Source organism: Microbacterium sp. JZ101 (genome assembly GCF_053903175.1).
The window spans coordinates 1,221,990-1,246,413 of record NZ_CP096400.1 but is presented as its reverse complement, the minus strand read 5'-3'; the positions used below and the strand labels follow the sequence as shown (position 1 = coordinate 1,246,413).

The following is a 24,424-nucleotide window of genomic DNA, read 5'->3' as shown; positions in this document are numbered from 1 at the left end:
GGTCCCCGACGGCCCGGCTGCGTTCGCGCGGCCGGGCCGTTCGGCGTCGTCAGCTGCGGACGACCGGCACGAGCGCGACGTCGCGGAGCACGTCGCCGTCGATGGAACACGTCATGAGCGTGCACGCGGGCTGGCGTCGACGGTCGGTGGGCGAGCCCGGGTTCAGCAGCCGGGTGCCCGCGGGGGTCGTCGAGTCCCACGGGATGTGGCTGTGCCCGAAGACGAGCACGTCGGGCCGATCCTCGGCCAGCAGACCGTCGACACGCTCCTCCCGCCCTCGGGCCGCCCCTGTCTCGTGGATCACGGCGAGGTCGATGCCCTCGATGCGCACCCGTGCGAGCACGGGCAGACGCGCACGCAGCGCAGGCCCGTCGTTGTTGCCGTGCACGCCGATGAGGCGCCGGGAGCGCGCCTCGAGAGCGTCGAGCGTCTCGACGTCGACCCAGTCGCCCGCGTGCACGACCACGTCGGCGGCGTCGATCGCGCGCCACACGTCATCCGGCAGCCGCCGGGCGCGCGCAGGCACATGGGTGTCGGCGAGCAGAACCAGGCGCGTCGTCATCCAGCGCGCTCCTTGGTCCGCCCGGCCGCCGTCATCGCGGCAGGCGCCCCTCGTGCAGGACGGCGTCGGGATCGACCCGCTGGCGGATGGCGCGGAGTCGATCGAGATCGGCGCGGGTCCCCGCGCGCTCGAGCGTCTCCTCGGGCGCGAGGAACGTCGGCACGAGCGGCGCCTCGTCCGCGCGACCGAGGATCTCGCGCAGGCCAGCGAGGCTCGCGTCACCCGGCTCGCGCGGCGCACCGGGCGCGACCGGGGCGAGCCCGTGCACGAGCCACGCGGCGTCGGACAGCGACGCGAACCCCTCGCGCTGTGGCGAGTCGAGTGCGCCGCCGAGCATGCGGAGCCCGAGTCCGACGAGGGGCGCCTGCTCGGGAAGCGCGCGGAACGTGAGGAGGTCGTCGAGCAGGGCGTCGTCGAGAGACCGCAGTGCCGAGGACACACCGCGTGTGGGCGTGGGATCGGTGGGCTCCGCCGATCGGGAGGCCATGAGCGCCGGTGTCGTGTGACCGAAGTCCTCGCGCTCGACGGGGGCCGCCGCGCGGATCGGCTCGAGGAACTCCGCCGCGGCCTCGTCGATCGCGAGGACATCGACCGTGAGGAAGCTGCGCGCCCTGATCGCCTCGGGCAGCTGAGGGACGTCGGGCATGCGCATCGACGTCGCGAAGAGATTGAGCGACGGCGGGGCGACAGCGGCGAGGTCGCGCACGGCTCGCAGCGCGTCGGCCGAGTGCGCCGAGTCGAAGACGATGCTGCCGCCCACGAGCACGGGGGCCGCGACGAGGTCGATCTCGATCTCGGTCACGATCCCCGCGATGCCGCCCGCGCCGCGCAGCGCCCACATGGTCTCGGGGTCGCTCGCGTCATCCACACGCTCGTGCGTCCCGTCGGGTCGGACGATCCAGGCCGCGCGCAGCGCGTCGGACCCGAGGCCCGCCGATCGGCTGAACCACGAGTGTCCCCCGCCGAGGGTGTAGCCCGTCGCGCTCACGACGCGGCTCGTGCCGGCGGGCGCGACCAGTCCCGTGCCGTCGAGGGCGTCGATGACCGCGCCCCAGGCGACGCCGGCGCCGATGCGCGCGATGCGGGCCTCCTGGTCGATCTCGAGCGCATCGAAGGCGCGGGGTCGAACGAGCACGGCGCCCTCGAGAGCCGAGGCCGCGCCGTGCCCGCACGGCTGGACAGCGAGCACGACGCCCTCCTCGCGCGCGAAGGCGACGAGGGCGACGAGGTCGTCGACACCGGCCGGCTCAGCGACCGCCGCGGGCCGCTGCTCGACGGAGAGATTCCACGGTCGGCGCGCCTCGTCGAAGGCGGCGTCGTCGGGCAGGCGGAGGGAGCCGGAGAGGCGGCCGCGGAGCGCATCGAGAGCGGACATGACCCACACGCTAGCGAGGTCGTCGGACATCCGTCTCCCCCGGCTCCGCATCGAGGAGGACGAGCTCGCGCGTCGCACGCGTCATCGCGACGTAGCGGTCGACCGCGGCCTCGATCCCGCCGCCCGGCGCGTCTGCGCCGGCGAGGAGCACGAGGTCGAACTCGAGCCCCTTCGCGTCCTCCGGCGTCGCCGAGCGGACGCGCCCGTGCGGGCGGAAGTCCGGGTCACCGATCACGCATGCCGTGCCCTCGACGTGCTCGGCGAGCCACCGCTCGAGAATCGCGTCGCGCTCACCCGCCCGCGCCCTCCGCACGGGGATGCCCGAGCTGCGTACGGACACCGGGACGTTCGCGTCGGGCAGGGCGGCGCGGATGACCGGCTCGGCGACCGCCATGATCTCCGACGGCGTCCGGTAGTTGACCGTGAGCGAGGCGACGCGCACGTCGCGCAGACCCGCGCGCGCGAGCCGCTCCTCCCACGAGCCGAGGAAGCCGTGCCGTGCCTGCGCTCGGTCGCCGACGACCGTCAGGCTGCGGGAGGGACAGCGGCGCAGCAGCATCTGCCACTGCGCGTCGGTGAGCTCCTGCGCCTCGTCGACGACGATGTGGGCGAAGGGCCCGATCAGCGCGTCGGGCTCGGGCGCCGGAACGCCCGCCTCGTCGACGAGGCTCTCCCGCGCGTCGTCCCCGCGCAGGATCATCGCGACGCCCATCTCGCTGTCGTCGTTCGCGATGAGATAGTCGGCGATGTCCTCCCGGTAGGCCCGCTGCGCGGACAGCGCCGCCTCGCGCTCCCGCGCGCGGCGCGCCGTCCCGGGATCGCCCAGTCGCATCCGGGCTGCATCGAGAAGCGGGAGATCCGCGCTCGTCCACGCCGCGCCATCCGCCCGCGTCAGCAGCCGCACCTCGTCGTCCGCGAGCCACGGCGCGCAGCGCCGCAGGTACGCCGGCACGGTCCACAGGTCGCTCACGAGATCCGCTGCCTCGAGCCGCGGCCACGCGCGCGTGAAGGCCGTCGCGAGGTCCCTGTCCTGCGCGAGCGCGCGGCGCAGGAGGTCCGCCGGCACCTCCTCGTCGTCGTGCCGGTCGGCGATGAGCTCGAGCAGCGTCTCCCAGACCTGGTCGCGCGCCTCGTTGTGCGGCGTCCCCGGCTCGGGAGACGCGAACGCGTCGGCCCAGTCATCCGCCGTCACGACGACGTCCGTCCATGGCGTCTCGACGAGCACCTCATCGACGGGCGGCTCCTCGTAGAGGCGCACGGCCGGCTCGATCGCCTGCACCATCCGCCCGTCCGCCTTGAGAGACGCGACCCGAGGGTCGGGTTCCGCGCGGGCGATGGCGCCCTCGACGACGAGGTCGTCGACCGTGCACACGCGCACGCCCTCCTCTCCGAGACTCGGCAGCACATCCGACACGTAGTCGAGATACGCGCGCGACGGCCCGACGACGAGCACGCCGCCGCCACCGCGTGCCATCCGCGGCTCGGCGTGTAGCAGGTAGGCCGCGCGGTGGAGCGCGACGACCGTCTTGCCCGTTCCCGGGCCGCCGTCGACGACGAGAGCGCCGGCCGAGGGTGCGCGGATGATCGCGTCCTGATCGGCCTGGATGGTCGCGAGCACATCGCGCATGTGCGGAGAGCGGCTCGCGCCGAGACTCGCGATGAAGGCGGACTGGTCGTCGAGCGCCGCGCCGCTCTCAAGGGCGTCGGCCGTGAACACCTCGTCCCAGTAGTCCACGATGCGGCCGCCGCTCCACCGGTAGCGCCGTCGGCTGCTCAGCCCCATCGGATCGGCGTGCGTCGCGCCGAAGAAGGGCTCGGCCGCCCGCGCCCTCCAGTCGACGAGGAGCGGCTCGCCATCGGCATCGGAGAGGCCGATGCGGCCGATGTAGACGGGGTCGCCGCCCTCGGCGGGCACCATGCGGCCGAGGCAGAGATCGAGGCCGAAGCGCCGCAGCAGGCGCAGGCGGGCCGTCAGGCGGTGGATCTCGAGGTCGCGGTCGAGGGCCTTCTGCCCCTGGCCGGCCGGCGCGCGGCGCTGCGCCTCGAGGCGGTCGGATGCGTCGGCGATCTGGCGAGCGAGGCTCGCGGCGATCGCGGCGAACTGCGCCTCGTCGCGTGCGATGAGCGCGGCGTCGGCCTTGGCGGCGCGGCTGTCGGGAAGGGCGAACGGGCTGAGGGCGGTGGTCATGCGGGCGGCTCCGACGATCGCGACGGCACGGCGGACACCCGCTGCGCGCGGGTGCCGGCCGGAGGGAAGGAGACGATTCTGCCCCGTACCGGGGGCCTTGCGGCAAGCCCCCACCCCGGCCGTACACTGGAACCGCGGGGAGATCAGAGGGCGACGACGCGCGCCGGTGCTCCATCCGCATCGATCGCGAGCGGGAAGACGCCGATCCGCGGATGCCGCTCGAGGCCCGCCAGGCCGCGCAGGTTCTCGACGATGAGCGCGTCGGCGCCGAGCACGATCTCGTGCACGGGGAAGCCCTCCCCGCCCGTCGGGTCGGGGCTCAGCAGGTCGACCGCGAGCACGCGCATGCCGTGCGCGACGAGCCAGGCGGCCGCCACCGGGGCGAGGTGCGGATGCGCGGTCGCGTCCGCCGACCCGAAGCGCTCCGCCCATCCGGTGTCCAGCACGACGATCGGCCGCAGATCGGCTTCGAGGTCGGCCGACGCCCGACGCAGGTCGTCGAGCGTGATGACCGCGCCGGCGGCGACGTCGCCGAGGTGCAGGACGATTGCCTCGCCTACGAGCTCGTCGAGCGGGATCGCGCCGGTCGTGCGCCCGCCCGCGATGACGTGGGACGGCGCGTCGAGGTGCGTTCCCGTGTGCGAGCCGAGGTGCAGGGCGGCGACCTCGACGCCGTCGCGCGCGATCTCGAGAGCCGGCTCGATGCGCACCGCGGGGTCGCCGGGGTACACGGTCATGCCGGTGCGGATGGGATGGCTGAGATCGCGCATGCGCCGACGGTACACCGCGCCGAAGATTTTCCTTGACATGAATATTCGTAGCAGTGAATACTTCAGTCATGGACCCGCTGCTCGCCGCTCTCGCCGATCCCGCCCGATGGCGGATGATCGAGCTGCTCGCCCTCCGCCCTCGCGCCGTGGGCGAGCTGGCGGAGCTCCTCGGCCTGCGCCAGCCGCAGACCACCAAGCACCTGCAGACGCTCGCGCGCGCGGGCGTCGTCAGCGTGCATCCCCTCGGCCAGCGGAGGGTGTACGCGCTCGAGACGTCGCCCCTCCGGGCTGCGGCGAACCGCCTCGCGAACCTCCTGCAGCAGGCCGATGCGCACGCCGACGAGCGCGAGGTGCTCGATCGCTATCGCGCCGCCGTCAGCGCGGAGCGTGCCGCCGCGGACTCCCCTGGATGGGCGGATGGCCGCTCGTTCGCCTTCGAGCGCCACCTCGCCGCCCCGCGCGAGACGGTGTGGCGTCATTGGACCGACGCCGCGCTCCTCGCCACGTGGTGGGCGCCGCCGTCTTTCGAGGTCATCGAGAGCATGATCGCACCGCATCCGGAGGGAGCGGTCGTGCTCGCCTACCGCGATCCGGACGGCGCTCACTACCGGTCGGACGGGCGGGTCCGGGTCGCCGAGGCTCCGGAGCGCCTCGAGTTCGACCTGTCGGTGCGCGACAGCGAGGGCGGTGTGGCCTTCACGGCCCACTACGCGGTCTCGCTCGACGAGGCTCCCCGGGGAACCCGTCTCGTGGCGGAGCTGCACCTCGACGCCACCGCCGTCGCCTCCGCTCCGTTCATCGCCGGCATCGAGACCGGCTGGAACCAGGTGCTCGACAACCTCGTCGCACGCGTCGCCGCGGACCCGCGGCCTGATCGGAAGGAACCCCTCTCATGAACGCTCACGCACCTCGCAGGGTCACGGCGAACCTCAGCCTCACCCTCGACGGACGCTTCAACGGCCCCGGCGGGCCCGGCGACCTCGCGGCGATCGTCCCGTATGCGGTGACCGATGTCGCACGCGACCAGATGCACCGCATGCACGAGAACGCGACGACGGCCGTGCTCGGACGCGGCAACGCGCAGGGGTTCCTCGGCTTCTGGCCTTCCGTCGCCGACGACCCCTCCGCAGACCCGCGCGACCGCGGCTACGCCGCCTGGCTCCGCGATGTCGAGAAGGTGGTCCTCTCGTCCTCCCTCTCGGAGGCGCCCTGGGAGCGCACGCGCATCGTCTCGGCCCCCGTCGCCGACGTCGTGACGCAGCTGCGCGCGTCCGGCGAGGGCGACATCCTCGTCAACACCAGCCCGAGCCTCATCCGCCCGCTCCTCGCCGCGGACCTCATCGACCGGCTCTACCTCATCGTCTGCCCCGAGATCTCCGGCGGCGGCGAGCGGCTGCTCGAGGACGGGCTCCCGTCGTCGTCCTGGCGCCTGGTGCTGCACGAGGCCGGCGACCGCGGGGAGCTCGCGCTCGTCTACGACCGAGCGCGCTGAGGACTCACCCGTCCGCGAGTGCGCCCTGCGGGATGTGGACGAGCCGGACGCCTCCGGCCTCGACCGCCTCGCCGATCGCGGTGCCGATGTCGCCCCGTCGCTCGACGCGCACGCCCCGCGCGCCGAAGGCATCCGCGAGCGCAGCCCAGTCCGGCTGGACGAGATCGACGCCGATCGGCGCGATGCCCCGGTCGATCTCGTTCTGCCGGATCTCCGCGTAGCCGCCGTTGTCGACGCACACGACGACGAGGTCGAGCCGCTGCTCGACCGCGGTCATGAGCTCGTTGACGCAGAACATGAGCGCGCCGTCGCCCAGGACGGCGACGACGGGCCGCTCGGTCTGGGCGACCCGGGCGCCGATCGCGGCGGGTAGTCCGTATCCGAGCGTCGCGTAGGTCGGCGTGTAGAGCAGCGAATGCGGGCGCGCCTGGCGGAGCACGTTCGCGAGCGCCATGTAGACGATCTGCGACGAGTCGCCTGCGACGACCGCGTCGTGGGGCAGGGCTCGCGCGATGGCCTCGGCGAGCGCGACGGTCTCCGGGAGGGCCTCACGGGTCTCCGCGAGGATGGCCGCGCGCGCGTCGGCGAGGTCCGGCGCGGGGCGCGTCCGGATCGCGAGCTCGGCGAGCAGCGCGTCGAGGACGGCCCGGCAGTCGCCCACGATCCCGACCGTCGCCTCGAGGTTCTTGTGCACCTGCGCGGCCGAGATGTCGATGCGGATGACCGGGCCGCGTGCGGCGAGTGCGGGAGCCCACAGCTCGGCCTCGCCGAGCTTCGAGCCGAGCACGACGAGCACGTCTGCGTCCTCCGCGACCCCGCGCGCCGACGCGAGTCGCAGGTTCGAGCCGAGCGACAGGGGGTGGTGCTCGTCGACCGTCCCCTTGCCGTTGAGGGTCGTCAGCACCGGAGCGCCGAGGCGCTCGGCGAGCGCCGTCACCTGCGTCGCGGCGCGCGTGGCGCCCCCGCCGGCGACGATCACGGGGCGCCGGGCGCCCTCGAGAAGCGCGACAGCACGGGCGACGGCGGTCGCGTCCGGCCCTGCCGCCGGGCGGAGCTCGCGCGGCGCCCGTGCGGCGACCGGCACCTCGGCCGGCGCCTCGAGCACGTCGAGCGGGATCTCGATGTGCACGGGGCGCGGCCGCCCCGTGCGGAAGAGCGCGAAGGCGTCGTGCACGGCGTCCACGGCCTCAGCCGCGCTCTCGACGCGGCGCGACCACTCCGCGATCGCACCGACCATGGCGCTCGCATCCTTGGTCTCGTGGAGCGTGCCGACGTCGCGGAACTCGTCTCCGCGCGCGACCCCGGGCGACAGCACGAGCAGCGGGCGGGACTCGCAGAACGCCGTGCCGATCGCGCTCATGGCGTTCTGCAGACCCGGCCCCGAGGTCGTGATGACGACGCCCGGCATCCCCGTCAGCTGCGCCCAGCCGTCCGCCCCGTAGCCCGAGCCCTGCTCATGGCGATTCGTGACGACGCGGATGCCGAGATCGGCCAGCGGGCGGTAGAGCTCGAGGTTGTGCGTGCCGGGGATGCCGAAGACGGCCGTGACGCCGTAGGCGCGGATCGTCTCGAGCACCGCACGCCCCGCGGTGTCCGCGTCGCGCGCCCCCGTCACGAGCCGACCTCCGCGCGGTGACGGCGCTCGCCGCCGATCCATGTCTCCCTGACCCGGATGGCGGCGATGCGCTCGGGCTCGACCGCGAGCGGGTCGTCGCTCAGCACGGCGAAGTCCGCGCACTTCCCGACCTCGAGCGAGCCGAGATCGTCCTCCCGCCCGAGCGACACCGCGCCTTCGTAGGTGTGGGCGCGCAGCGCCGCGCGCGCGGACACGCGCAGGTCGTCGGGGCCGAGACGGCGCCCGCGCCGCGTCACCCGCGTCACGGCCGTCTGGATCGCCTCGAGCGGGATGGGCTCGGCGACCGGCGCATCCGACGAGATCGTGATCGGCACACCGGCGGCCTCGAACTCGCCCAGCGGGTTGAACCGCTCCCCCGGGGTTCCGATGGCCTCCTCGACGCCCTCGCCCCAGTTGTAGTAGTGCTGCGTCTGGTTCACCGGCCGGATGCCCGCTGCAGCCATCCGGCGGATCTGGTCGGCCGTCGGCAGGCCGCAGTGCTCGATCCGATGGCGGGCGTCGGGATCGGGGCGCTCGGCGAGCGCCGCCTCGATCGCCGACACGACCATCTCGATCGCGGTCGGCGACTGCGCATGCGTGGCGGTCTGCAGGCCCGCGGCGTGTGCGCGGCGAATGAGCTCTGCGTACTCTGCGGGCTCGTGGTAGAGCTGGCCCGTGCGGCACGGGTCGCCCACGTACCCGTCGGGGAAGTACGCCGTCCATCCGCCGAGCGTGCCGTCGGCGTAGAGCTTGATGCCGGCGAAGCTCAGGTGCGCGTTGCCGAAGGCGCCCACGAGCCCCATCTCGAGTGCCTCGTCGAGGAGGTGCGAGAGCAGGTACATCGACACGCGCAGCTCGAGCCGCCCGGCCTCGGCGAGGCGCAGGTACATGTCGAACTCGCGACGCGAGACCTGAGCGTCGCCGATCGCGGTCACACCGCCCTCGAGGAACCGGCGGGTCGCGACATCGAGCTGGCGCAGGTGCTCCTCCGGCTCGTCGGCGAGGTGGAAGTTCGGTCCGTGATGGCCGATCTTCACGCCGTGCACCCCGGTGAGGATGTTGCAGGCCGCGTCGGACAGCTCGCCCGTGAGCTCGCCGTCTGCGTCGCGGAAGAACACGCCGCCCTCGGGGTCGGGCGTGCCGCGGTCGACGCCCGCGCGCTCGAGCGTCACGCTGTTGACGACGCCGCCGTGGCCCGAGGCGTTCATGAGGTAGACCTCGCGCTCTGCCGACACCTCGTCGAGCTCGAAGCGGGTCGGGTGACGGCGCTCGGCGAGGTTGCGGTGCTCGTACCCGTAGCCGCGGACGGGACGCCCCTCGGGGAGACCCTCCGCCGCGGCGCGGAGCAGCGCGACGATCTCGGGGATGCTGCCCGCCTTCTCGGGACCGCAGTCCACCCACGTCATCATCTGCCCGTACATGAGCGGATGCGCGTGCGCGTCGACGAAGCCCGGCACGACGACGCCGTCGCCGAGGTCGACGGTCTCCGGGCCGAGGCCGAGCGCGTGCGCGGCCGCCGCGCAGGTCTCGCGGTCGCCGACGGCGAGGATCCGGCCGCGATCGATGAGCATCGCCGTCGCGGTCGTGTCGCGGCCGTCGACCGTGTGGATCGCACGCGCGACGATCATCCGCGGCGCGGTCTGAGCGGGTCGGTCGAAGGGGGTCAGCTTCCTCATGGGAATCGGTTCGTCCTCGTGTCGGTGCGGGGCGTGAAGGACGCCGTGACCGGCGCCTCGTCGGAGTGCTGGGGAGCGAGCCGCGTGCAGATGCCGGCGAGCACGGCCATCCCGGTGAACATCGCGATCACCGACCAGACGCTGCCGGTCCACGCGATGAGCTGCGTCGCGAACCAGGGCGAGAACCCGGCCCAGACCGCCGCGCCCACGCCATAGGCGAGCGCGATCGACGTATAGCGCGCCTGAGGGCGGAACATCTGCGCGAGGATCGCGGCGATCGGAGCGTACGTCGCGCTCATGGCGACGCGCACGAGCGAGGCCAGGAGGAAGACGGCCGGCTCGATCCGCCCCGGCATGACGAGCAGGAAGGGCGCGAACGTGAGCACGGAGGTGACCAGGCCGATGTACATGATGTTCTTGCGCCCCCAGCGGTCGCCCAGCCACGCGATGGGGAGCGTCACGAGGAACTCGACGAACGACGCCACGGTCATCGCGTCGAGGATGAGCTGCTCGCTGAGCGCGACCGTCTCGCCGGTCGCGTATGCCGTGGCGAACGTCGTCGCGAGGTAGTAGCCGCCGGTCGAGATCGGCAGCAGGCCGATGCCGAGGAGGATCGGCAGCCAGTTGGCACGCAGCGCGAACGCGAGCGGCATGGACTGCTTGCGCCCCTCGACCTTCGAGGCGAAGACCGGCGACTCCTCGACGCGGTAGCGGACCCACAGCCCCACCCCGATGAGCACGATCGACGCGATGAACGGGATGCGCCATCCGCCGTCGATGATGAAGGTCTCGCCGCCGCGCGACATGATCGCGAAGACGCCGGACGCGAGCAGCGCACCGGCGGGGTTGCCGAGCTGCGTGAAGCCGCCGTAGAAGGTCTTCGACTTCTCGGGCGCGTGCTCGACGCTCATCAGGACGGCGCCGCCCCACTCGCCGCCGACCGCCAGCCCCTGCAGCGCGCGCAGGGCGATGAGGAGGATCGGCGCGGCGATGCCGATGTCGGCGTACGTCGGCAGGCAGCCGACGAGCACGGTCGCGACGCCCATGAGGAGGAGGGTGATCACGAGGGAGACACGGCGGCCCAGCTTGTCTCCGATGTGGCCGAAGACGATGCCGCCCAGCGGGCGGACGAGGAAGGCGACGGCGAACGTCGCGAAGGCGGCCGCTGTCTCGGCGAGCGGGTCGTCGCTCGGGAAGAACAGCGGTCCGAAGACGAGGGCGGCGGCGGTCGCGTAGACGTAGAAGTCGTACCACTCGATCGTGGTGCCGACGAACGCGGCGAAGCCGGCGCGCCGCGCTCTGCTGTGCGTGGAAGTCATGGTGGCCGCTCCTTTGCGGGGTATCGGGTTGCATCGGATGCTACGAGCGGCCGGAAGGAGGAGCAAGGCCAGAACTCCAGGAGAATCTCACTGTCGCCGATGTTCCGATTCGAGGTACGCGCACATCCGCTCGCGGTGTCTCCTTGAATCGCGAGTAGACTTCACTTCTGCGCGCGTCGACGCGCGTTCCACGGAATCTCGCGGATCGGAGACGGGATGGACTTCGAAGCCGACCTCGTTCGGGCACTGCAGGAGGACGGGCGTGCGAGCATCCACTCCCTCGCGCTGAGGCTCGGGCAGTCCCGCGCGGCCATCTCGACACGGCTCCGCGCGATGCTCGCCGACGGCACCGTGCGCGTCGTCGCCGCGGTCGATCCCGCCTTCCTCGGTCAGCACGTGCTCGCGCACGTCTCGGTGCGGGCCGATGGCTCCGTGCAGCCCATCGCGGAGCATCTGCGCGGGCTCCCCGAGACCGTGCTCGTCTCAGCCGTGGGCGGCTCGCACGATCTCGTCACCGAGGTGCGGGTCGGCTCCATGGCGACCCTCCACGAGCTGCTCGCGCGCATCCGCGGGCTCAGCGGCGTCGTGGACATCAGCACCCTGATCTACTCGACGGTCGTGAAGGGCTTCTTCGTCTCGGACTATCAGGGCGACCTCGTGATCGACGACATCGACATGTCGCTGATCGAGATGCTGCAGCGCGACGGCCGCATGAGCTATCGCGCACTCGGCGAGGCGGTCCGCCTCTCCCCCTCCGCAGTCACGACGCGCGTGCAGCGCCTCATCGCGGGCGGTGTCATCAAGATCAGCGCCGTCGAGGCGCGGGGCCTTGCGCACCGGCAGCTGTCGATGGGGGTCGGGCTCAACCTCTCCGGGGAGGACGACGCCGTGATCGACGCGCTGCGCGAGTGGCGCGGCGTCGACTTCGCCGCTCGCACGCTGGGCCGCTTCGACGCGGTCGCGACGCTCGTGGAGCCGACGGCGGGCGCGCTGTACGCGAGCCTCGAACGGCTCCGCACGCTCCCTGGCGTCGCGCGGATGGAGTCGTGGCTGCACCTCGCGGTGCTCAAGGAGGACTACGCGCGGACGCTGCGGCCCGCCGCGCGCTGAGGCCTCAGCCCTCCAGCGGCTGCTCGGCGAGGTGCACGCTGCGCTCGGCGCGCGCGCGACGCCGGACGGGGAGCATCGGGACGAGGTACACCGCGAATGTCACGGCGAATGCGGCGGCGGTCGCGCCGATCGGACTCGGCCAGACATAGGTGAGGAGATAGGACACGAGCGCGCCGACGACCCAGGCGATGATCGCGATCGGGTTCACCCCCTTCGCGAACCAGTAGCGGCCCCCCGAGCTGCGGAGGATGTCGGCGTTGTACGACCCGCGCCGGATGACGTAGTAGTCCACGATCATGATCGCGAACACCGGCACGAAGAACGCGCCGATGACCGTGAGGAACGTCGTGAACCGGTCGAGCAGCGCGAGCCACGTCGAGCCCGCGATCGAGATCGCGCCGAGGATGAGCGCGGTGGGGAGGAAGCGCGGCTGCCACCCGGGCAGGGAGTTCATGACCGACGTCGTCATCCCGTACACGACCATCGTGTTCGTCGCCATGACCGAGACGAAGATCACCACCGCGATCGGCGCCCCGAACGCCGTCACGAGCGCGGTCGGGTCGAACGGCGCCCCGTCGCCACCCGACAGGAGGATGTACGCGAATGCGGTCGCTCCGAGCGACATCGACACGATCGTCGAGGTCGCGTAGCCCGCGACCGAGCCGACGACGCCCGCACGCGAGGTCCGCGCGAGCCGGTTCACATCGGCCGACAGCACGGTCCACGAGATCGCCGTCGCGATGACCATGTCGAGCACGAACACGTGGGTGAGCTCGCCGGTCGGCTCGAGCGCGAAGTAGTCCGCCGGAGGGAACGCCGTGAACGCCTGCGCGAACATCCACCCGATGACGATGAGCATGAGCACCGCGAGCCACGGCTCGACCCGGGCGATGCCCTCGTGACCGAAGATCGCGAGGACGACGACGATCGCCTGGCACAGCACCGAGAACAGGACCGGGTTCGAGAAGCCCGTGAGCTGCGCGACGAGCGCGTCGACCGTCACCCCCGCGAGCATGGCCTGCACCCAGCTCCATCCCATGAGCACGAACACGTTCGCCGCGAGCGGCAGCAGGCTGCCGCGGGTGCCGAACGCGCCGCGTGTCAGCGCCATCGTCGGCAGGCCGGTGCGTGTGCCGATGTTGCCGACGGCCGCGAGCACGGCCACGCCCGCGAGCGTGCCGATCACGATCATGAGAAGCGCGCCGCCGTAGTCGATCCCGGGCACGAACAGCGTGCCCGTCAGAAGAGTCGTCACGACGAGGTTGGCGGCGAGCCAGATCATCCCGACACGCCGGACCGCGAGCGTGCCCGTGACGGGGCCGGTCGCGTCGGCGGGGGTCTCTCGACGGCGTTCGGATGACATCGGCGTCTCCTCGGGGTGCGGCTCAGTCGCCGGCGGGAAGGGGTGACAGGTGCTCGTGGATCGCGACGAGGCGATCGCCGTCGACGCGGAAGACGATGCTCTCGCGCTCGCGGTACGCCTCCTCGCCGACGCCGGTGGCGACCCGGGTCGCCACCGTGTGGCTGAAGACCGCACCGCCGGGGTAGGTCTGCACGAGCGCGTCCGACGACGTGCACGACAGCACGCGCCATCCCGATTCGGTCCACGACCTCCACAAGATCTCGTACGACGCCCGGTCGTCGAGCCGCGCGGCCTCGGTGTGGAACACGAACGAGGCGTCGGGTGCGAAGCGCGCGAAGTAGCGCCGGGTGTCGGTCGCGGCGAACGCGTCGACGATGGCGGCGGCCGCCGCCGCGACCTCGTCCTCGCCGGGCGTGCGGACGCTCATCGCTCGACCCGGGGCGCCATCGCGCTGATGAGCTCGTACGCGACGTGCGACGCCGCGACGGCCGTGAGCTGCGCGTGGTCGTAGGCCGGCGCGACCTCGACGACGTCGGCTCCGACGATGCGCTTGTCGGCGAGGGCGCGCAGGATGCACAGGAGCTCGCGCGAGGTGAGGCCGCCGGCCTCGGGCGTCCCCGTGCCCGGGGCATGCGCGGGATCGAGCACGTCGATGTCGATCGAGATGTAGAGCGGCGCGTCGCCGATCCGGGTGCGGATCCGCTTGATCGCGCGCTCGACGCCGTCCTCCTCGATCTGCTCGCTCGTCACGATCGCGAAGCCGAGGCGCTCGTCGTCGACGAGGTCGGACTGCCCGTACAGGGGGCCGCGCGTTCCGACGTGCATGCTCGCGGTCTGGTCGATGAGCCCCTCCTCGCTCGCGCGACGGAAGGGCGTGCCGTGCGTGACGGGCGCGCCGAAGTAGGTGTCCCACGTGTCGAGGTGGGCGTCGAAGTGCAGCACCGCGACCGGTCCGTGGTCGCGCGCGACGGAGCGGAGAAGCGGAAGCGCGATCGTGTGGTCGCCGCCGATCGTCACGAGGCGCGTTCCTCCTGCGCGCAGCGCCGTCGCTGCTTCGTCGATCGCGCGGACCGCGTCGTCGATGTCGAACGGGTTCGCGGCGATGTCGCCCGCGTCGGCGACCTGCTGAGCGGCGAACGGCGAGACGCCCTGCGCGGGATTGAACGGCCGCAGCAGACGGGACGCCTCGCGGACGTGAGCGGGACCGAACCGGGCGCCGGGGCGGTAGCTCACACCGCTGTCGAACGGAACGCCCACGACGGCGATGTCGGCTCGGTCCACCTCGTCGATGCGCGGGAGTCGCGCGAAGGTCGCGATGCCCGCGAAGCGGGGGACGACGGATGCGTCGACGGGTCCGATGGGTTCGGTCATGGCGGGTCCTCCTGTGCGGGATCGCCTGGATCCTACGCACGCAGAGGAGGGGCCCGCAAGCGCGGAAATCCAGCGCTTGCGGGCCTCAGGAGAAGGAATCTCGGGCAGCTCCGGCGATATCCGCACGAGTGTCATGTTCAGCGCACGGGACGCTGGAGTTCTGCACCCGCCGATCGCCATTCCCCCGATTCTCGGGAGCGGAGGCGGCGCGCCGATTCGAGGTCTTCGGGGGCGAGGTCGCCCTCCCCGTCCTCGCCGAGCTCGGCGACGACCGGATCCTCGTCCTGCGTCTCGGGCTGCACGTCGCTCACGGGGAGGTCGGCCGCCGGGATCTCGTCGTCGTCCGCCGGGATCTCGTCGGGGTCACGGCCGGTCGCCGTCTCCTCGCTCGCCCCCTCCGCCGCATCGCGCGCCTCGGTCTGCTCCCACTCCGCCTGCGCAGGATCGGCGGACGGGTCCGCGTACGCGGTCGCCTCCGCATCCCGGACAGGGCGGATGGCGTCGGGGTCGTCGGTCAGGCGGCTGTCGTTCGCGTCCATGGGGTCCTCCTGTCGGAGCCGGGTGTCGGTACCCGTCCACTCTGCGCGACGGCGCGGTCCGCGCCGAGGGGCTTGATCCGCGACCGCGCGCGCGTTATCACCGGCCCTCGTCAGACCTTCGCCGGCGGGAGCCGCTTGGCGTCCTGCGACGGGAAGATCACCTTCTGCACGATGATGATGATGCTCGCCGCCACCGGGATCGCGACGAGCGCGCCCAGCACGCCGCCGAGGGCACCGCCCGCGACGGCGGCGATGACGACGATCGCGCCCGGCACGGCGACAGCCTTGCTCATGATGCGCGGGCTCAGCACGTACGCCTCGATCTGCATGTAGACGAGGTAGTACCCGAACGCGATGAGCGCCGTCACCGGCGAGGCGATCAGGCAGATGAGCGAGTTGATGATCGACGCGCTGAGCGTTCCGACGAGCGGGATGAGCGAGCCGATGAACGCGATGAGCGCGAGGAGCGCCGGCATGGGCGCCCCGATGATGCTCAGCACGATGAGGCTGAGCACGCCGTTGATGAGCGCGAGGCTCGCCTGGCCGATCACGTAGCGGCCGACCGCACTCGAGATCTCCTCGAGCACCTCGGTGAAGCGCGCCCGCTGGTAGGCGGGAACGAAGCGCGCCGCGAGGCGCTTCATGCCGCGCAGCGATGCCATGAAGTAGAGCGTGAGGATGAGCACGATCGTCATGCCCGTGACGCCGCCCGCGATGCCGGCTCCGACCGCGACGATGCCTCCGCCGATCTGGGTGAGGTTGGCCGGATCCTGGAGGAAGCTCAGCGCCTGCCCTGCCGCGTCCTCGAACGACGACCCGAACTGCGCGCTCAGCTGCCGGTACCAGTCGCTGGCCATGACGTCGCTCACCATCTGCGGCCCGTTGTCGATGAGGTTCGTCACCTGCTGCACGAGCACGGGGACGATCGCGAGCACGATGCCGGCGAACGCGAGCAGCACGCCGGCCACGACGATCGCGACCGCGGCCGGGCGCGGGAGCCGCCGCTCGATCGCGCGGACGACCGGATCGAGACCGAGCGCGAGGAACAGCGCGATCCCGATGTACACGAGGACCGTGGCGAGCTTGCCCACGAGCGACCCGATGAGCAGCGCGACGAGCACGCCGAGCGCCCCGAAGAGGCCGAAGGTGAACGGGCGGATGCGCCAGCCCACGAGCCTCGCCTCGATCGGCCCACGGGGCTCGCTCTCGACCGTCGTCCGCCGCATGGCTGTCTCCCCCGCGCTCGATGCCGTTCCTCTGCCGATCATAGGCGCGCGTGATGCTCAGTCGTCGTCGAGGAGGGCGGCCGCGTACATGGGCCGCGCGGCATCCGCGCTCGGCGGATGGAACAGGCCCGCCGTCGCGTCGCGGTACAGGCGGCTGAGCTCGCTGCCGTTGTCGAAGCCGCTGCCGCCCGCGCACAGGAGGGCGGTCTCCGCGGCCCTGCGCGCCGCGTGCGACGCGTTGAGCCGCGCGCTCACGAGCCGCAGCGGCCATCCGGCGCCGTGCTCGACGAGCTCGTCGAAGTCGCGCGTGTAGGCCTCGAGCTGCGCGGGCACCGCGAGGTACGCCATGTGCGCATCGGCGAGGCGCACGCGCGCCTCGGGCACCTCGGCGAACGTCGTGCCGGTCTTCGCCGAGCGCCGCCGCTTCAGCGCTTCGGCCCCCAGCTCGAGCGCGCGGCGTGCGATGCCCGCGTAGACCGACCCGACGAGCAGCTGGAACGTGCTCGTGATCGCGAACACGAGGAGGTCGGGATGGCGTCCCGCCGGGATCCGGCGAGCGACCCGGTCGGCGCGGAGCGGCACGCCGTCGAGGATGGTCGCACGGCTCTGCGACGCGCGCATGCCGAGCACGTCCCACTGGTCGGAGACCGTGATGCCGGGCGCGTCCCGGTCGACGAAGCCGTACACGAGCACGGGGTCGTCGGGAACGGAGCCGTCGCGTCCGTGCACGATGAGGCGCGTCCACACGGGCGAGAGCGACGTGAAGATCTTGACGCCCGTGAGGCGGTACCCGCCGTCGCCGTCGGGCTCCGCGACGGTGTTCGACCCCTGAAGCACCCAGTCGTTCGACGGCTCGCTGATGCCGAACGCGAAGATCTCGCCCGCCATGGCCTCCTCGAGCACCCACGCCAGCGACCGGTCGCCGCGCGCGAGCATCGCCTGGACGACGCCCGTGCACATGAGGTGCATGTTGATCGCGAGCGCCGTGGCCGGAGCCGCCCCGGCGAGACGCTGCTGCAGCCGGGAGACGTCGCCGAGGCCGAGGCCTGCCCCGCCGAGCTCCTCGGGGACGAACAGCGTCAGATAGCCGACTGCGCGCAGCTCCTCGAGGTCCTCGTCGAAGAAGCGGTTCTCCCGGTCGTACACGGCGGCGCGCTCCCGGAACCGCTCGAGCAGATCGTCGGGGAGGTACCGCTCGGCGAGCTCAGCATGCCTGCGTTCCCGGTCCATGTGTCTCCTCTCCGCGCGCGATGAGCAGCGCGCCGTTGTGCCCGCCGAAGCCGAACGACGTCGACAGCACGGCGGCGACGTCAGCGCGCCGCGCCGTGCCGGCGACCACGTCCCATCCGGGCTCGGGGTCGTCGAGATTGAGCGTGGGCGGCAGGATGCCGTCGCGGATGCTCAGCGCCGCGATGATCGCCTCCACGACGCCCGCCGCGCCGAGCAGATGCCCGGTCGACGACTTCGTCGCGCTGATGGGGATGGCGCGGGCGCGGGCGCCGAGGGCGGCCTCGAGCGCCGCGAGCTCGGCCGCGTCGCCCGCGGGCGTGCCCGTGCCGTGCGCGTTCACGTGCTGCACCCGCTCGGCCGTCACGCCTGCGTCATCGAGGCAGGCGCGGATCGCGGCCGCCGCGCCTGCGCCGTCGGGGCGCGGAGCGGTGGGATGGTGCGCATCGCTCGATGCGCCGAATCCCGCGACCTCGGCGATCGCACGGGCACCGCGAGCCCGCGCGCCGTGGGCCGGCTCGAGCAGCACGGCCGCGGCGCCCTGCGACATGACGAAGCCCGTTCGCCCGCGGTCGAACGGCCGCGATGCCGCCGATGGGTCGTCCTCGTATCCCGTCGCGAGCGCGCGCAGGTTGGCGTTCGAGGCGAGGTTCACGGGTCCGAGGCAGTCCTCCATCCCCACGACGAGCACGGCGTCGGCGTACCCGTGCCGGATGCGGCGCATGCCCTCGCCGATCGCGACGGCGCCGCTCGCGCAGGTGGCCGAGACCGCCGAGGCGGCTCCCGTGAGGCCATGCCTCTGGCTGAGCAGAGCGGCCGCCGCGTCGGGCGCGCCGTGCATCGCGAGAGCGAGCGGGACCGCCCGCGGCCCGCGGGCATCCAGCGCTCTCGTCGCGCGCTGCATGGCGTCGACCGGCCCCGAGCCGGTCGCGGCGATGACATCGACGCGGCCGCCGAGAATGCCGCGAGCATCCGCGTCGTCGATCGCCTCGTCTCCTGCGGCGACAGCCCACTGGAGCACGGCGCTGAGGCGCCGCGCGAGGCCGGGCTCGAGGAGGTCGGATGCATCGAAGTCGCGCACCTGGCCCCCGATGCGGACGGGGAGCCCGGCGAACTCCGGCCCGTCGAGCTCGCGGATGGCGCTGCGGCCGTCGGCGACGGCCTGCCACATCGCGGGGACGCCGATGCCGCTCGGCGTGACGGCGCCGGCTCCCGTGATCACGACGCGGCGGCTCACAGGCGCTCCGCCTCTCCGCGCACGACGAGTTCCGTCGCCTCGGCACGCCGGATCTTGCCGCCGACGGTCCGCGGCAGGCGAGCGACCCGGTACCAGCGGCGCGGCACGAACTGGGGGGCGAGGTGCGAGCGCGCGTGCGCCAGGAGCGCCGCCTTGTCGGGTGCGTCGCCCTCGAGGATGAGGGCGATGGCCGTCCCGAGGCGCCCGTCGGGCAGGGCGACCGCACAGGTCGCCACGACCCCGGCCATCCCGTCGAACGCCCGCTCGACGTCGGGCAGCGCGACCTTGTGGCCCCCGGTCACCGCGATGTCCCCGGCGCGCCCGATGAGCTCGAGACGGCCGCCGATGATCCGCGCCTGATCGTGGACCGTGGCCCACCCCGACGCATCGCGCAGCACGGCGTCGGTCGTGCCCGAGACGTAGCCGTCGGAGCACGCGGCGGCGCGCACCCACAGGGTGCCGGGCTTGCCGTCGGGCAGGTCGACGCCGTCGGCGCCGCGGACCCGCACGGCGATCCCGTCGTAGACGTCGATGAGCGTGCCGTCGCCGCCGCGGCTGTCGCCGATGAAGCCGATCTCCGCCGCGCCGTAGTAGCTGATCAGGCGCACGTGCGGGAGCGCCGAGGCGAGGCCCGCGCGGATGCGCGCCGGCAGGTTCGCGCCCCCGGTCACGACGAGGTCGAGCGACGCGAGCCGGTCGGGATCCCGCCGAGCCGCGGCGGTGAGCGCCTCGACGACCGCAGGGACCGCGACGACGCGCGTGATGTGCTCGTCGCGGATGCGCCGGGTCGCGTCGAGGGGGTCGAACGCGTCGGCGAGGTGCACGCTGCCGCCCGTCGCCAGGCACTCGATCACGGCGTAGAGCGTGAGGCTGTACGAGACGGGGCCCGGCGCGAGCGTCGCGACACCGGGCAGCGGCTCGAGATGGGCGCTCGACACGGCGACGTTCTCGCGATACTGCCGGCGGGTCTTGAGGAACGCCTTCGGGTCGCTCGTCGTGCCTGAGGAGAAGAGCATGAGGAACGGCTCGTCCGCGTCGCGCACGGCCGGCGGCGCGGCCGGCCGCGTCTCGGCCTCTCGGCGCCGGACGTCGTCGAGCGAGAGGACCACGCCTCTCCAGCCGGCCTCCGCGAGCGCGCCGGCGAGCGCGGGATCGTCGCTCACGACGACGCCGATCCCGGTCGCGACGACGACGCGCACGCGATGCGCGAGCGGCCAGCGCGGGTCGATGACGGCGGAGACGGATCGGTGCCCCGCGAGCCCAGCGACGAGGCGCGCCGTGTGGAAGGCCGAGGTGACGCTGACAGCCGTGATCGGGATGCCCTCCGTCTCGCGCGCCGGGGCGGGCGGATGGTCCTGGGCGCCGTGGAGCGCGTCGACGACCGCGAACACGCGCCGCGAGTCCTCGACGAGGTCGGCGTACGAGAGCCGCTCGCCCTCCCCCGCGATCGCCGTCCGCTCGGGATGCCGCGACGCGACATCGAGGATCGTCGAGGTGATCGGCACGGACCCAGTCTAGGAACCCGTCTGGATGCCGACTCAGCGCCCGCGCGCGAACACGGCGTGCAGGAGCGGGAGCGCGGAGGCCGCCATGAGCCAGCCACCGAGCGCCGCGTCGCCCGCGTGCAGGATCGCCCCGGCGATGAGAAGCGCGCTGAACACGATCGCGGAGCCCAGCCGCCGCGCGAGGTTCTCGAGCCGCGACAGGCGCCGATCCAGCCGCGGGGTCGACACCTCGACGGAGCCGTCCTCGATCCTCCCGATGAGGCCGTCGAGCCGCTTCGGCAGGCGCAGCGCGAGGCCTGCGGCGTCGAGCGCCTCCTTGGCGACATCCTGCACGACGTTGCCGCCCTCGTCGCGCAGCAGCTGCGCGGCGTACGGCTCGACCGAGTCCCACAGGTTGAAGCGCGGGTCGAGCGCGCTGCACACCCCGGAGGTCAGCGACATGGCGCGCACGACGAGCAGGAAGTTCTCGGGCAGCTGGAAAGGCATCGCACGGGCGAGATCGCCGAACTCCGCCGCGAAGTCGCGGAACTCACGCGGATCCACCTCGCGGAGCTCGGCGAACCCCATCCCGCCGAAGCGGGCGAAGAGCGCAGCAAGCGCGCGCTCGAGCTCGGCGACATCCGCGGAGGGCAGGAGGGCGCCGACCGACCGGATCGCGTCGACGAGACCGCGGCCGTCGCGAGCTGCCGCGGCGATGAGCGCCTTGCGCAGCCCCGCGCGGGTGCTCGGCGGGACCTCGCCCATCATCCCGAAGTCGATGAAGGTGAGCCGCCACGAGCCGCCGCCCGTCGGCGTCACGAAGATGTTGCCGGGGTGCGGATCGGCGTGGAAGTACCCGTGCACGAAGAGCTGGTCGAACATGACCGAGGCGAACACGGGCGCGACCTCGGCCGGGTCGATGCCCGCCGCGCGCAGTCCGTCGGCGTCGGTGATCTTGATCGCGGTGACGTCCTCCAGGGCGAGGACGCGGCGCGTCGTGCGCTCCCAGAGCACGGCCGGCACCGCCACGCGGGCGTCGCCCGCGAAGTCCTCGGCGAAGCGCTCGGAGGCGGCGGCCTCGTGGAGATAGTCGATCTCCTCGCGGCACGTCTGGGCGAACTCCTCGATGAGCGCGGGCATGTCGACCCGCTCGCGGACGACGCGGACGCGGCGCAGCCATCCGGCGACCCGCCGGAGCGCCGCCAGGTCGGTGTCGACGACAGCATCGATGCCGGGGCGCTGCACCTTGAGGACGACGCCGTGGATGCCCGTCTGGGCCGCGTCGGCCGCGGCAGGGCGCGCGCGGTGCGCCTGTCCGAGCGACGCGGCCGCGATCGGGGTCTCGTCGACAGCCGCGAACGCACGGTCGAGCGGGATGCCCAGCTCGGCTTCCGCGAGCGCGCGGACGTCGGCGAAGGCCACGGGCGGCACCTCGTCCTGCAGGCCCTCGAGCTCGGAGGTGATCTCGGGCGGGAGCACATCGAGGCGCGACGACATGAACTGCCCCACCTTGATCATGAGCCCGCCGAGCTCGACGGCGAGCGCGTGGAAGCGCCGCGCGAAGCGCGTCAGACGCTGCGTCCTCGTGCGCTCGGCAACGCCCGCGAGGCCGATGCGCGGCAGCACGAGCTCGTACCACCACTCGATCGCGAGGTTCCGCGCCGCGAAGCGGAGGATGCGACGGTAGCGCGCGCGGGAGACGTCGTCGACGGGCGCGCCCGACGCGCCGGCGGCCGCCACCCCGCTCAGTCCTGCGCCAGGATCGCGTACAGCCGGCGCCGTGCCTCGTCGAGCACATCCACCGCCTGCTGCACCTGCTCGGGCGTGCCGGTGCGGCCGACCTGGGCCGCGGCCTGCGCGAGCTCGAGACCGGCCTTCGGCAGCGCCGTGAACGCCGGGCGCTCAGCGCCCTCGGACGGCGACCCCCACGGGACGGAGGCGCGCGCGGCCTCCTCGCGGCCGGCGTCGGTCATCACGTACGTCTTGCGGCCGCCCGACTCCTCGGCGCGCACGAGTCCCTCGTCGGCGAGGAGCTGCAGGGTGGGATACACCGAGCCGGCGCTGGGCTTCCAGCTGCCGCCCGTGCGCTCCTCGATCTCGCGGATGATCTGGTAGCCGTGCATCGGCTGCTCGGCGAGGAGCACGAGCACGGCCGCGCGCACGTCGCCGCGCCCCATCCGCGTGCCGCCGCGCTTGTCGAACGACGAGCGCAGCTGCTCCATCATCTGCCACATGCCCTCGAGGGGGTTGCCGCCGCCGAAGCCGCCGGCCGGGAACGAACCGCTCATGATCGTCTCCTTCATCTCGAACGATACTCAACGATATGTCGTCGAGAGCGATCGGGGAAGGGTCATCCGTGAGCGATCCGGGCAGCGGTCCGCAGATCGTCGACGAGGCGATCGAAGGCCGTCTGCCGATCCGTCGCCTCGCGGATGCGCAGCAGGCTCGACGGGTGCGCGGTCACGATCGTCGGCGTCGCCGAGGCGTCCGCCGACTCGAGCACCGTGCCGCGTGCCTCGCCGATCTTCACGGGGGCGCCGAGAACCGACCGCGCGGCGGTCGCGCCGAGCGCCACGATGGCGGATGGCCGAACGAGGGCGATCTCGGCCTCGAGCCACGGTCGGCAGGCGGTGAGATGGCCGACGGCGGGCTTCTCGTGGATGCGCCGCTTGCCGCGTCGCTCGAAGCGGAAGTGCTTGACCGCGTTCGTGCGGTAGACATCCTCATCCGGCACGCTCGCGGCGTCGAGGGCGTCCGCGAGGACGCGGCCCGCCGGGCCGACGAAGGGCTCCCCCTCGAGGTCCTCGCGGTCACCCGGCTGCTCCCCCACGAGCATGAGACGCGCCGCGGGCGAGCCGCGCGAGAACACGACCTGCGTCGCGTCCTCCCACAGCTCGCAGCCGCGGCACGTCTCGGCAGCCTGCCGAAGGCCGTCCAGATCCGCTCCCTCGGGAACCCACTCCCCGGCGCCGGGGCGATCGATGTCGGCCATCGCCATCCGTCCGATCAGGCCGCGCGCACGAGCACGCGGCCGTCGTCGACCCGCACCTCCCAGCGCGGCTGCGGCACGCTCGCGGGGCCGCGATCGACGCTGCCGTCGTCGAGGCGGAAGCGGCTTCCGTGCCAGGGGCACGTGACGCAGCCGCTCGGGTCGAGCTCGCCCTCGTCGAGCGGCCCGCCCGCGTGCGTGCAGGTGGCCGAGAGCGCGTGGAGCTCGCCGCGCTGGCGCACGAGCAGAAGCGGCGTGTCGCCGACCGTCACCCTGTTGAGCTCGCCCTCGCGGATCTCGTCGTCGGCCGCGACGTCGTTCCACTTCCGGGTCGTCTTCTGGAACGCGGTGTGGTTGACGCCGATGCCCTTGACGTAGGACAGGTGCCCGCCGAGGTAGGCCGACGCCAGCGTGACGCTCACCGCGACGAGACTCAGCGCGACGCCGACGCCCCGGTGGCCGCGTCGGCGCGCCACCCACGATGCCGCCTGCAGCACGGAGGCCGTGCCGTTCGTCGCCGCGTGCACGAGGCCGACCCGCTTGTCGGGTCCGTACGTGTCGGACCAGTCCGCCGCGCCCGCGAGCGCCGTCGGCGCCGAGGCGACCAGGCCGAGTCCGACGAGCTTGCGCGAGGCCTCCGCGCTGTCCTCGCCCCCGAGGAGGTCGAGGGCCGTCGCCGCGCCCCATGCGCCGATCGGCAGGTCGGTCAGGACAGGGTGCAGCTGGTGGCCGAGCCACGAGCCCGATAGCGCGTTCTTGACGGGAGCGGCCTTCGTGACGGCCGCGACCCATCCGCTCACCTTCTCGACGATGCCGTCGAGCTCCTTCGCCTTCCCGATGCGCTCGACGAGGTCGTTCACGATCTTCGGTGCCTGCATGTC

The 24,424-nt window shown here is 72.9% G+C and carries 22 protein-coding genes; 3 read left to right on the top strand and 19 right to left on the bottom strand.

Features of this window, described 5'->3' with window-relative positions:
- Window positions 1-49: 49 nt before the first annotated feature.
- The 4 genes from M1D56_RS05730 to M1D56_RS05715 form a co-directional block, all read right to left on the bottom strand.
- Window positions 50-562, bottom strand: a complete 513-nt coding sequence (locus M1D56_RS05730; protein ID WP_456284940.1) for a metallophosphoesterase family protein — start codon at window positions 560-562, stop codon at window positions 50-52.
- A gap of 31 nt (window positions 563-593) precedes the next feature.
- Complete coding sequence (locus M1D56_RS05725; protein WP_456284939.1) at window positions 594-1,937, bottom strand: FAD-binding oxidoreductase; 1,344 nt, start codon at window positions 1,935-1,937, stop codon at window positions 594-596.
- Window positions 1,938-1,947: 10 nt separating this feature from the next.
- Window positions 1,948-4,125, bottom strand: a complete 2,178-nt coding sequence (gene helR / locus M1D56_RS05720) for an RNA polymerase recycling motor ATPase HelR (protein ID WP_456284938.1) — start codon at window positions 4,123-4,125, stop codon at window positions 1,948-1,950.
- Between the two features lie 143 nt (window positions 4,126-4,268).
- On the bottom strand, window positions 4,269-4,895 hold the full coding sequence (locus M1D56_RS05715; protein WP_456284937.1) for a cyclase family protein: 627 nt from the start codon (window positions 4,893-4,895) through the stop codon (window positions 4,269-4,271).
- A gap of 68 nt (window positions 4,896-4,963) precedes the next feature.
- Here M1D56_RS05715 and M1D56_RS05710 point away from each other — a divergent pair, with 68 nt between their 5' ends.
- Together M1D56_RS05710 and M1D56_RS05705 are read left to right on the top strand one after the other, a co-directional pair.
- Complete coding sequence (locus tag M1D56_RS05710) at window positions 4,964-5,791, top strand: metalloregulator ArsR/SmtB family transcription factor (RefSeq protein WP_456284936.1); 828 nt, start codon at window positions 4,964-4,966, stop codon at window positions 5,789-5,791.
- Window positions 5,788-6,387, top strand: coding sequence for a dihydrofolate reductase family protein (locus M1D56_RS05705; RefSeq protein ID WP_282979188.1), 600 nt, complete (start codon window positions 5,788-5,790; stop codon window positions 6,385-6,387). The genes M1D56_RS05710 and M1D56_RS05705 overlap by 4 nt, the downstream gene beginning before the upstream one ends.
- A 4-nt stretch (window positions 6,388-6,391) precedes the next feature.
- On the opposite strand, the gene M1D56_RS05700 is transcribed toward M1D56_RS05705, so the two are convergent.
- From M1D56_RS05700 to M1D56_RS05690, 3 genes are read right to left on the bottom strand one after another with little or no spacing between them, the layout of a single operon-like run.
- Window positions 6,392-8,044, bottom strand: a complete 1,653-nt coding sequence (locus M1D56_RS05700; RefSeq protein WP_456284935.1) for a thiamine pyrophosphate-binding protein — start codon at window positions 8,042-8,044, stop codon at window positions 6,392-6,394.
- A complete protein-coding gene (locus M1D56_RS05695; protein ID WP_456284934.1) occupies window positions 7,999-9,678 on the bottom strand; it encodes an amidohydrolase in 1,680 nt (559 codons plus the stop codon). Before M1D56_RS05695 ends, M1D56_RS05700 begins: the two co-directional genes overlap by 46 nt.
- On the bottom strand, window positions 9,675-10,997 hold the full coding sequence (locus M1D56_RS05690) for an MFS transporter (RefSeq protein ID WP_456284933.1): 1,323 nt from the start codon (window positions 10,995-10,997) through the stop codon (window positions 9,675-9,677). The genes M1D56_RS05695 and M1D56_RS05690 overlap by 4 nt, the downstream gene beginning before the upstream one ends.
- A gap of 216 nt (window positions 10,998-11,213) precedes the next feature.
- On the opposite strand from M1D56_RS05690, the gene M1D56_RS05685 reads away from it, so the two are divergent.
- Complete coding sequence (locus tag M1D56_RS05685; RefSeq protein WP_456284932.1) at window positions 11,214-12,107, top strand: Lrp/AsnC family transcriptional regulator; 894 nt, start codon at window positions 11,214-11,216, stop codon at window positions 12,105-12,107.
- A gap of 4 nt (window positions 12,108-12,111) precedes the next feature.
- On the opposite strand, the gene M1D56_RS05680 is transcribed toward M1D56_RS05685, so the two are convergent.
- The 12 genes from M1D56_RS05680 to M1D56_RS05625 all read right to left on the bottom strand — a co-directional run bounded on the left by M1D56_RS05680 (window position 12,112) and on the right by M1D56_RS05625 (window position 24,421).
- On the bottom strand, window positions 12,112-13,470 hold the full coding sequence (locus M1D56_RS05680; RefSeq protein ID WP_456284931.1) for a purine-cytosine permease family protein: 1,359 nt from the start codon (window positions 13,468-13,470) through the stop codon (window positions 12,112-12,114).
- A gap of 22 nt (window positions 13,471-13,492) precedes the next feature.
- A complete protein-coding gene (locus M1D56_RS05675) occupies window positions 13,493-13,897 on the bottom strand; it encodes a nuclear transport factor 2 family protein (RefSeq protein ID WP_456284930.1) in 405 nt (134 codons plus the stop codon).
- Window positions 13,894-14,841, bottom strand: coding sequence for an agmatinase (gene speB, locus M1D56_RS05670; protein ID WP_456284929.1), 948 nt, complete (start codon window positions 14,839-14,841; stop codon window positions 13,894-13,896). Before speB ends, M1D56_RS05675 begins: the two co-directional genes overlap by 4 nt.
- A 137-nt stretch (window positions 14,842-14,978) precedes the next feature.
- On the bottom strand, window positions 14,979-15,380 hold the full coding sequence (locus M1D56_RS05665; RefSeq protein WP_456284928.1) for a sugar ABC transporter ATPase: 402 nt from the start codon (window positions 15,378-15,380) through the stop codon (window positions 14,979-14,981).
- A gap of 110 nt (window positions 15,381-15,490) precedes the next feature.
- Window positions 15,491-16,606, bottom strand: coding sequence for an AI-2E family transporter (locus M1D56_RS05660; RefSeq protein WP_324011843.1), 1,116 nt, complete (start codon window positions 16,604-16,606; stop codon window positions 15,491-15,493).
- A gap of 57 nt (window positions 16,607-16,663) precedes the next feature.
- Complete coding sequence (locus M1D56_RS05655) at window positions 16,664-17,836, bottom strand: acyl-CoA dehydrogenase family protein (protein WP_282979203.1); 1,173 nt, start codon at window positions 17,834-17,836, stop codon at window positions 16,664-16,666.
- Window positions 17,811-19,070 carry a beta-ketoacyl-[acyl-carrier-protein] synthase family protein gene (locus M1D56_RS05650; protein ID WP_456284927.1) on the bottom strand — a complete coding sequence of 420 codons (1,260 nt, stop codon included), beginning with the start codon at window positions 19,068-19,070 and terminating at the stop codon, window positions 17,811-17,813. The genes M1D56_RS05655 and M1D56_RS05650 overlap by 26 nt, the downstream gene beginning before the upstream one ends.
- Entirely contained in the window at window positions 19,067-20,575 is a 1,509-nt protein-coding gene (locus M1D56_RS05645; protein ID WP_456284926.1) for an AMP-binding protein, read from the bottom strand. Before M1D56_RS05645 ends, M1D56_RS05650 begins: the two co-directional genes overlap by 4 nt.
- Before the next feature lie 33 nt (window positions 20,576-20,608).
- Complete coding sequence (locus M1D56_RS05640) at window positions 20,609-22,294, bottom strand: ABC1 kinase family protein (protein WP_456284925.1); 1,686 nt, start codon at window positions 22,292-22,294, stop codon at window positions 20,609-20,611.
- Window positions 22,295-22,299: 5 nt separating this feature from the next.
- The gene (locus M1D56_RS05635) at window positions 22,300-22,842 is read right to left on the bottom strand and encodes a PadR family transcriptional regulator (RefSeq protein ID WP_271173347.1); all 543 of its coding nucleotides are present in this window, start codon (window positions 22,840-22,842) and stop codon (window positions 22,300-22,302) included.
- A gap of 62 nt (window positions 22,843-22,904) precedes the next feature.
- Entirely contained in the window at window positions 22,905-23,546 is a 642-nt protein-coding gene (locus tag M1D56_RS05630) for a UdgX family uracil-DNA binding protein (protein WP_456284924.1), read from the bottom strand.
- Window positions 23,547-23,560: 14 nt separating this feature from the next.
- Window positions 23,561-24,421 carry a Rieske 2Fe-2S domain-containing protein gene (locus M1D56_RS05625; protein WP_456284923.1) on the bottom strand — a complete coding sequence of 287 codons (861 nt, stop codon included), beginning with the start codon at window positions 24,419-24,421 and terminating at the stop codon, window positions 23,561-23,563.
- Window positions 24,422-24,424 lie beyond the last annotated feature (3 nt).

Excerpts from the sequence above, each read along its gene's own strand:
- M1D56_RS05730 (WP_456284940.1), bottom strand. The coding sequence starts at position 562 with ATGACGACGCGCCTGGTTCTGCTCGCCGACACCCATGTGCCTGCGCGC.
- M1D56_RS05725 (WP_456284939.1), bottom strand. The coding sequence starts at position 1,937 with ATGTCCGCTCTCGATGCGCTCCGCGGCCGCCTCTCCGGCTCCCTCCGC.
- helR (WP_456284938.1), bottom strand. The coding sequence starts at position 4,125 with ATGACCACCGCCCTCAGCCCGTTCGCCCTTCCCGACAGCCGCGCCGCC.
- M1D56_RS05715 (WP_456284937.1), bottom strand. The coding sequence starts at position 4,895 with ATGCGCGATCTCAGCCATCCCATCCGCACCGGCATGACCGTGTACCCC.
- M1D56_RS05710 (WP_456284936.1), top strand. The coding sequence starts at position 4,964 with ATGGACCCGCTGCTCGCCGCTCTCGCCGATCCCGCCCGATGGCGGATG.
- M1D56_RS05705 (WP_282979188.1), top strand. The coding sequence starts at position 5,788 with ATGAACGCTCACGCACCTCGCAGGGTCACGGCGAACCTCAGCCTCACC.
- M1D56_RS05700 (WP_456284935.1), bottom strand. The coding sequence starts at position 8,044 with ATGGATCGGCGGCGAGCGCCGTCACCGCGCGGAGGTCGGCTCGTGACG.
- M1D56_RS05695 (WP_456284934.1), bottom strand. The coding sequence starts at position 9,678 with ATGAGGAAGCTGACCCCCTTCGACCGACCCGCTCAGACCGCGCCGCGG.
- M1D56_RS05690 (WP_456284933.1), bottom strand. The coding sequence starts at position 10,997 with ATGACTTCCACGCACAGCAGAGCGCGGCGCGCCGGCTTCGCCGCGTTC.
- M1D56_RS05685 (WP_456284932.1), top strand. The coding sequence starts at position 11,214 with ATGGACTTCGAAGCCGACCTCGTTCGGGCACTGCAGGAGGACGGGCGT.
- M1D56_RS05680 (WP_456284931.1), bottom strand. The coding sequence starts at position 13,470 with ATGTCATCCGAACGCCGTCGAGAGACCCCCGCCGACGCGACCGGCCCC.
- M1D56_RS05675 (WP_456284930.1), bottom strand. The coding sequence starts at position 13,897 with ATGAGCGTCCGCACGCCCGGCGAGGACGAGGTCGCGGCGGCGGCCGCC.
- speB (WP_456284929.1), bottom strand. The coding sequence starts at position 14,841 with ATGACCGAACCCATCGGACCCGTCGACGCATCCGTCGTCCCCCGCTTC.
- M1D56_RS05665 (WP_456284928.1), bottom strand. The coding sequence starts at position 15,380 with ATGGACGCGAACGACAGCCGCCTGACCGACGACCCCGACGCCATCCGC.
- M1D56_RS05660 (WP_324011843.1), bottom strand. The coding sequence starts at position 16,606 with ATGCGGCGGACGACGGTCGAGAGCGAGCCCCGTGGGCCGATCGAGGCG.
- M1D56_RS05655 (WP_282979203.1), bottom strand. The coding sequence starts at position 17,836 with ATGGACCGGGAACGCAGGCATGCTGAGCTCGCCGAGCGGTACCTCCCC.
- M1D56_RS05635 (WP_271173347.1), bottom strand. The coding sequence starts at position 22,842 with ATGAGCGGTTCGTTCCCGGCCGGCGGCTTCGGCGGCGGCAACCCCCTC.
- M1D56_RS05630 (WP_456284924.1), bottom strand. The coding sequence starts at position 23,546 with ATGGCCGACATCGATCGCCCCGGCGCCGGGGAGTGGGTTCCCGAGGGA.
- M1D56_RS05625 (WP_456284923.1), bottom strand. The coding sequence starts at position 24,421 with ATGCAGGCACCGAAGATCGTGAACGACCTCGTCGAGCGCATCGGGAAG.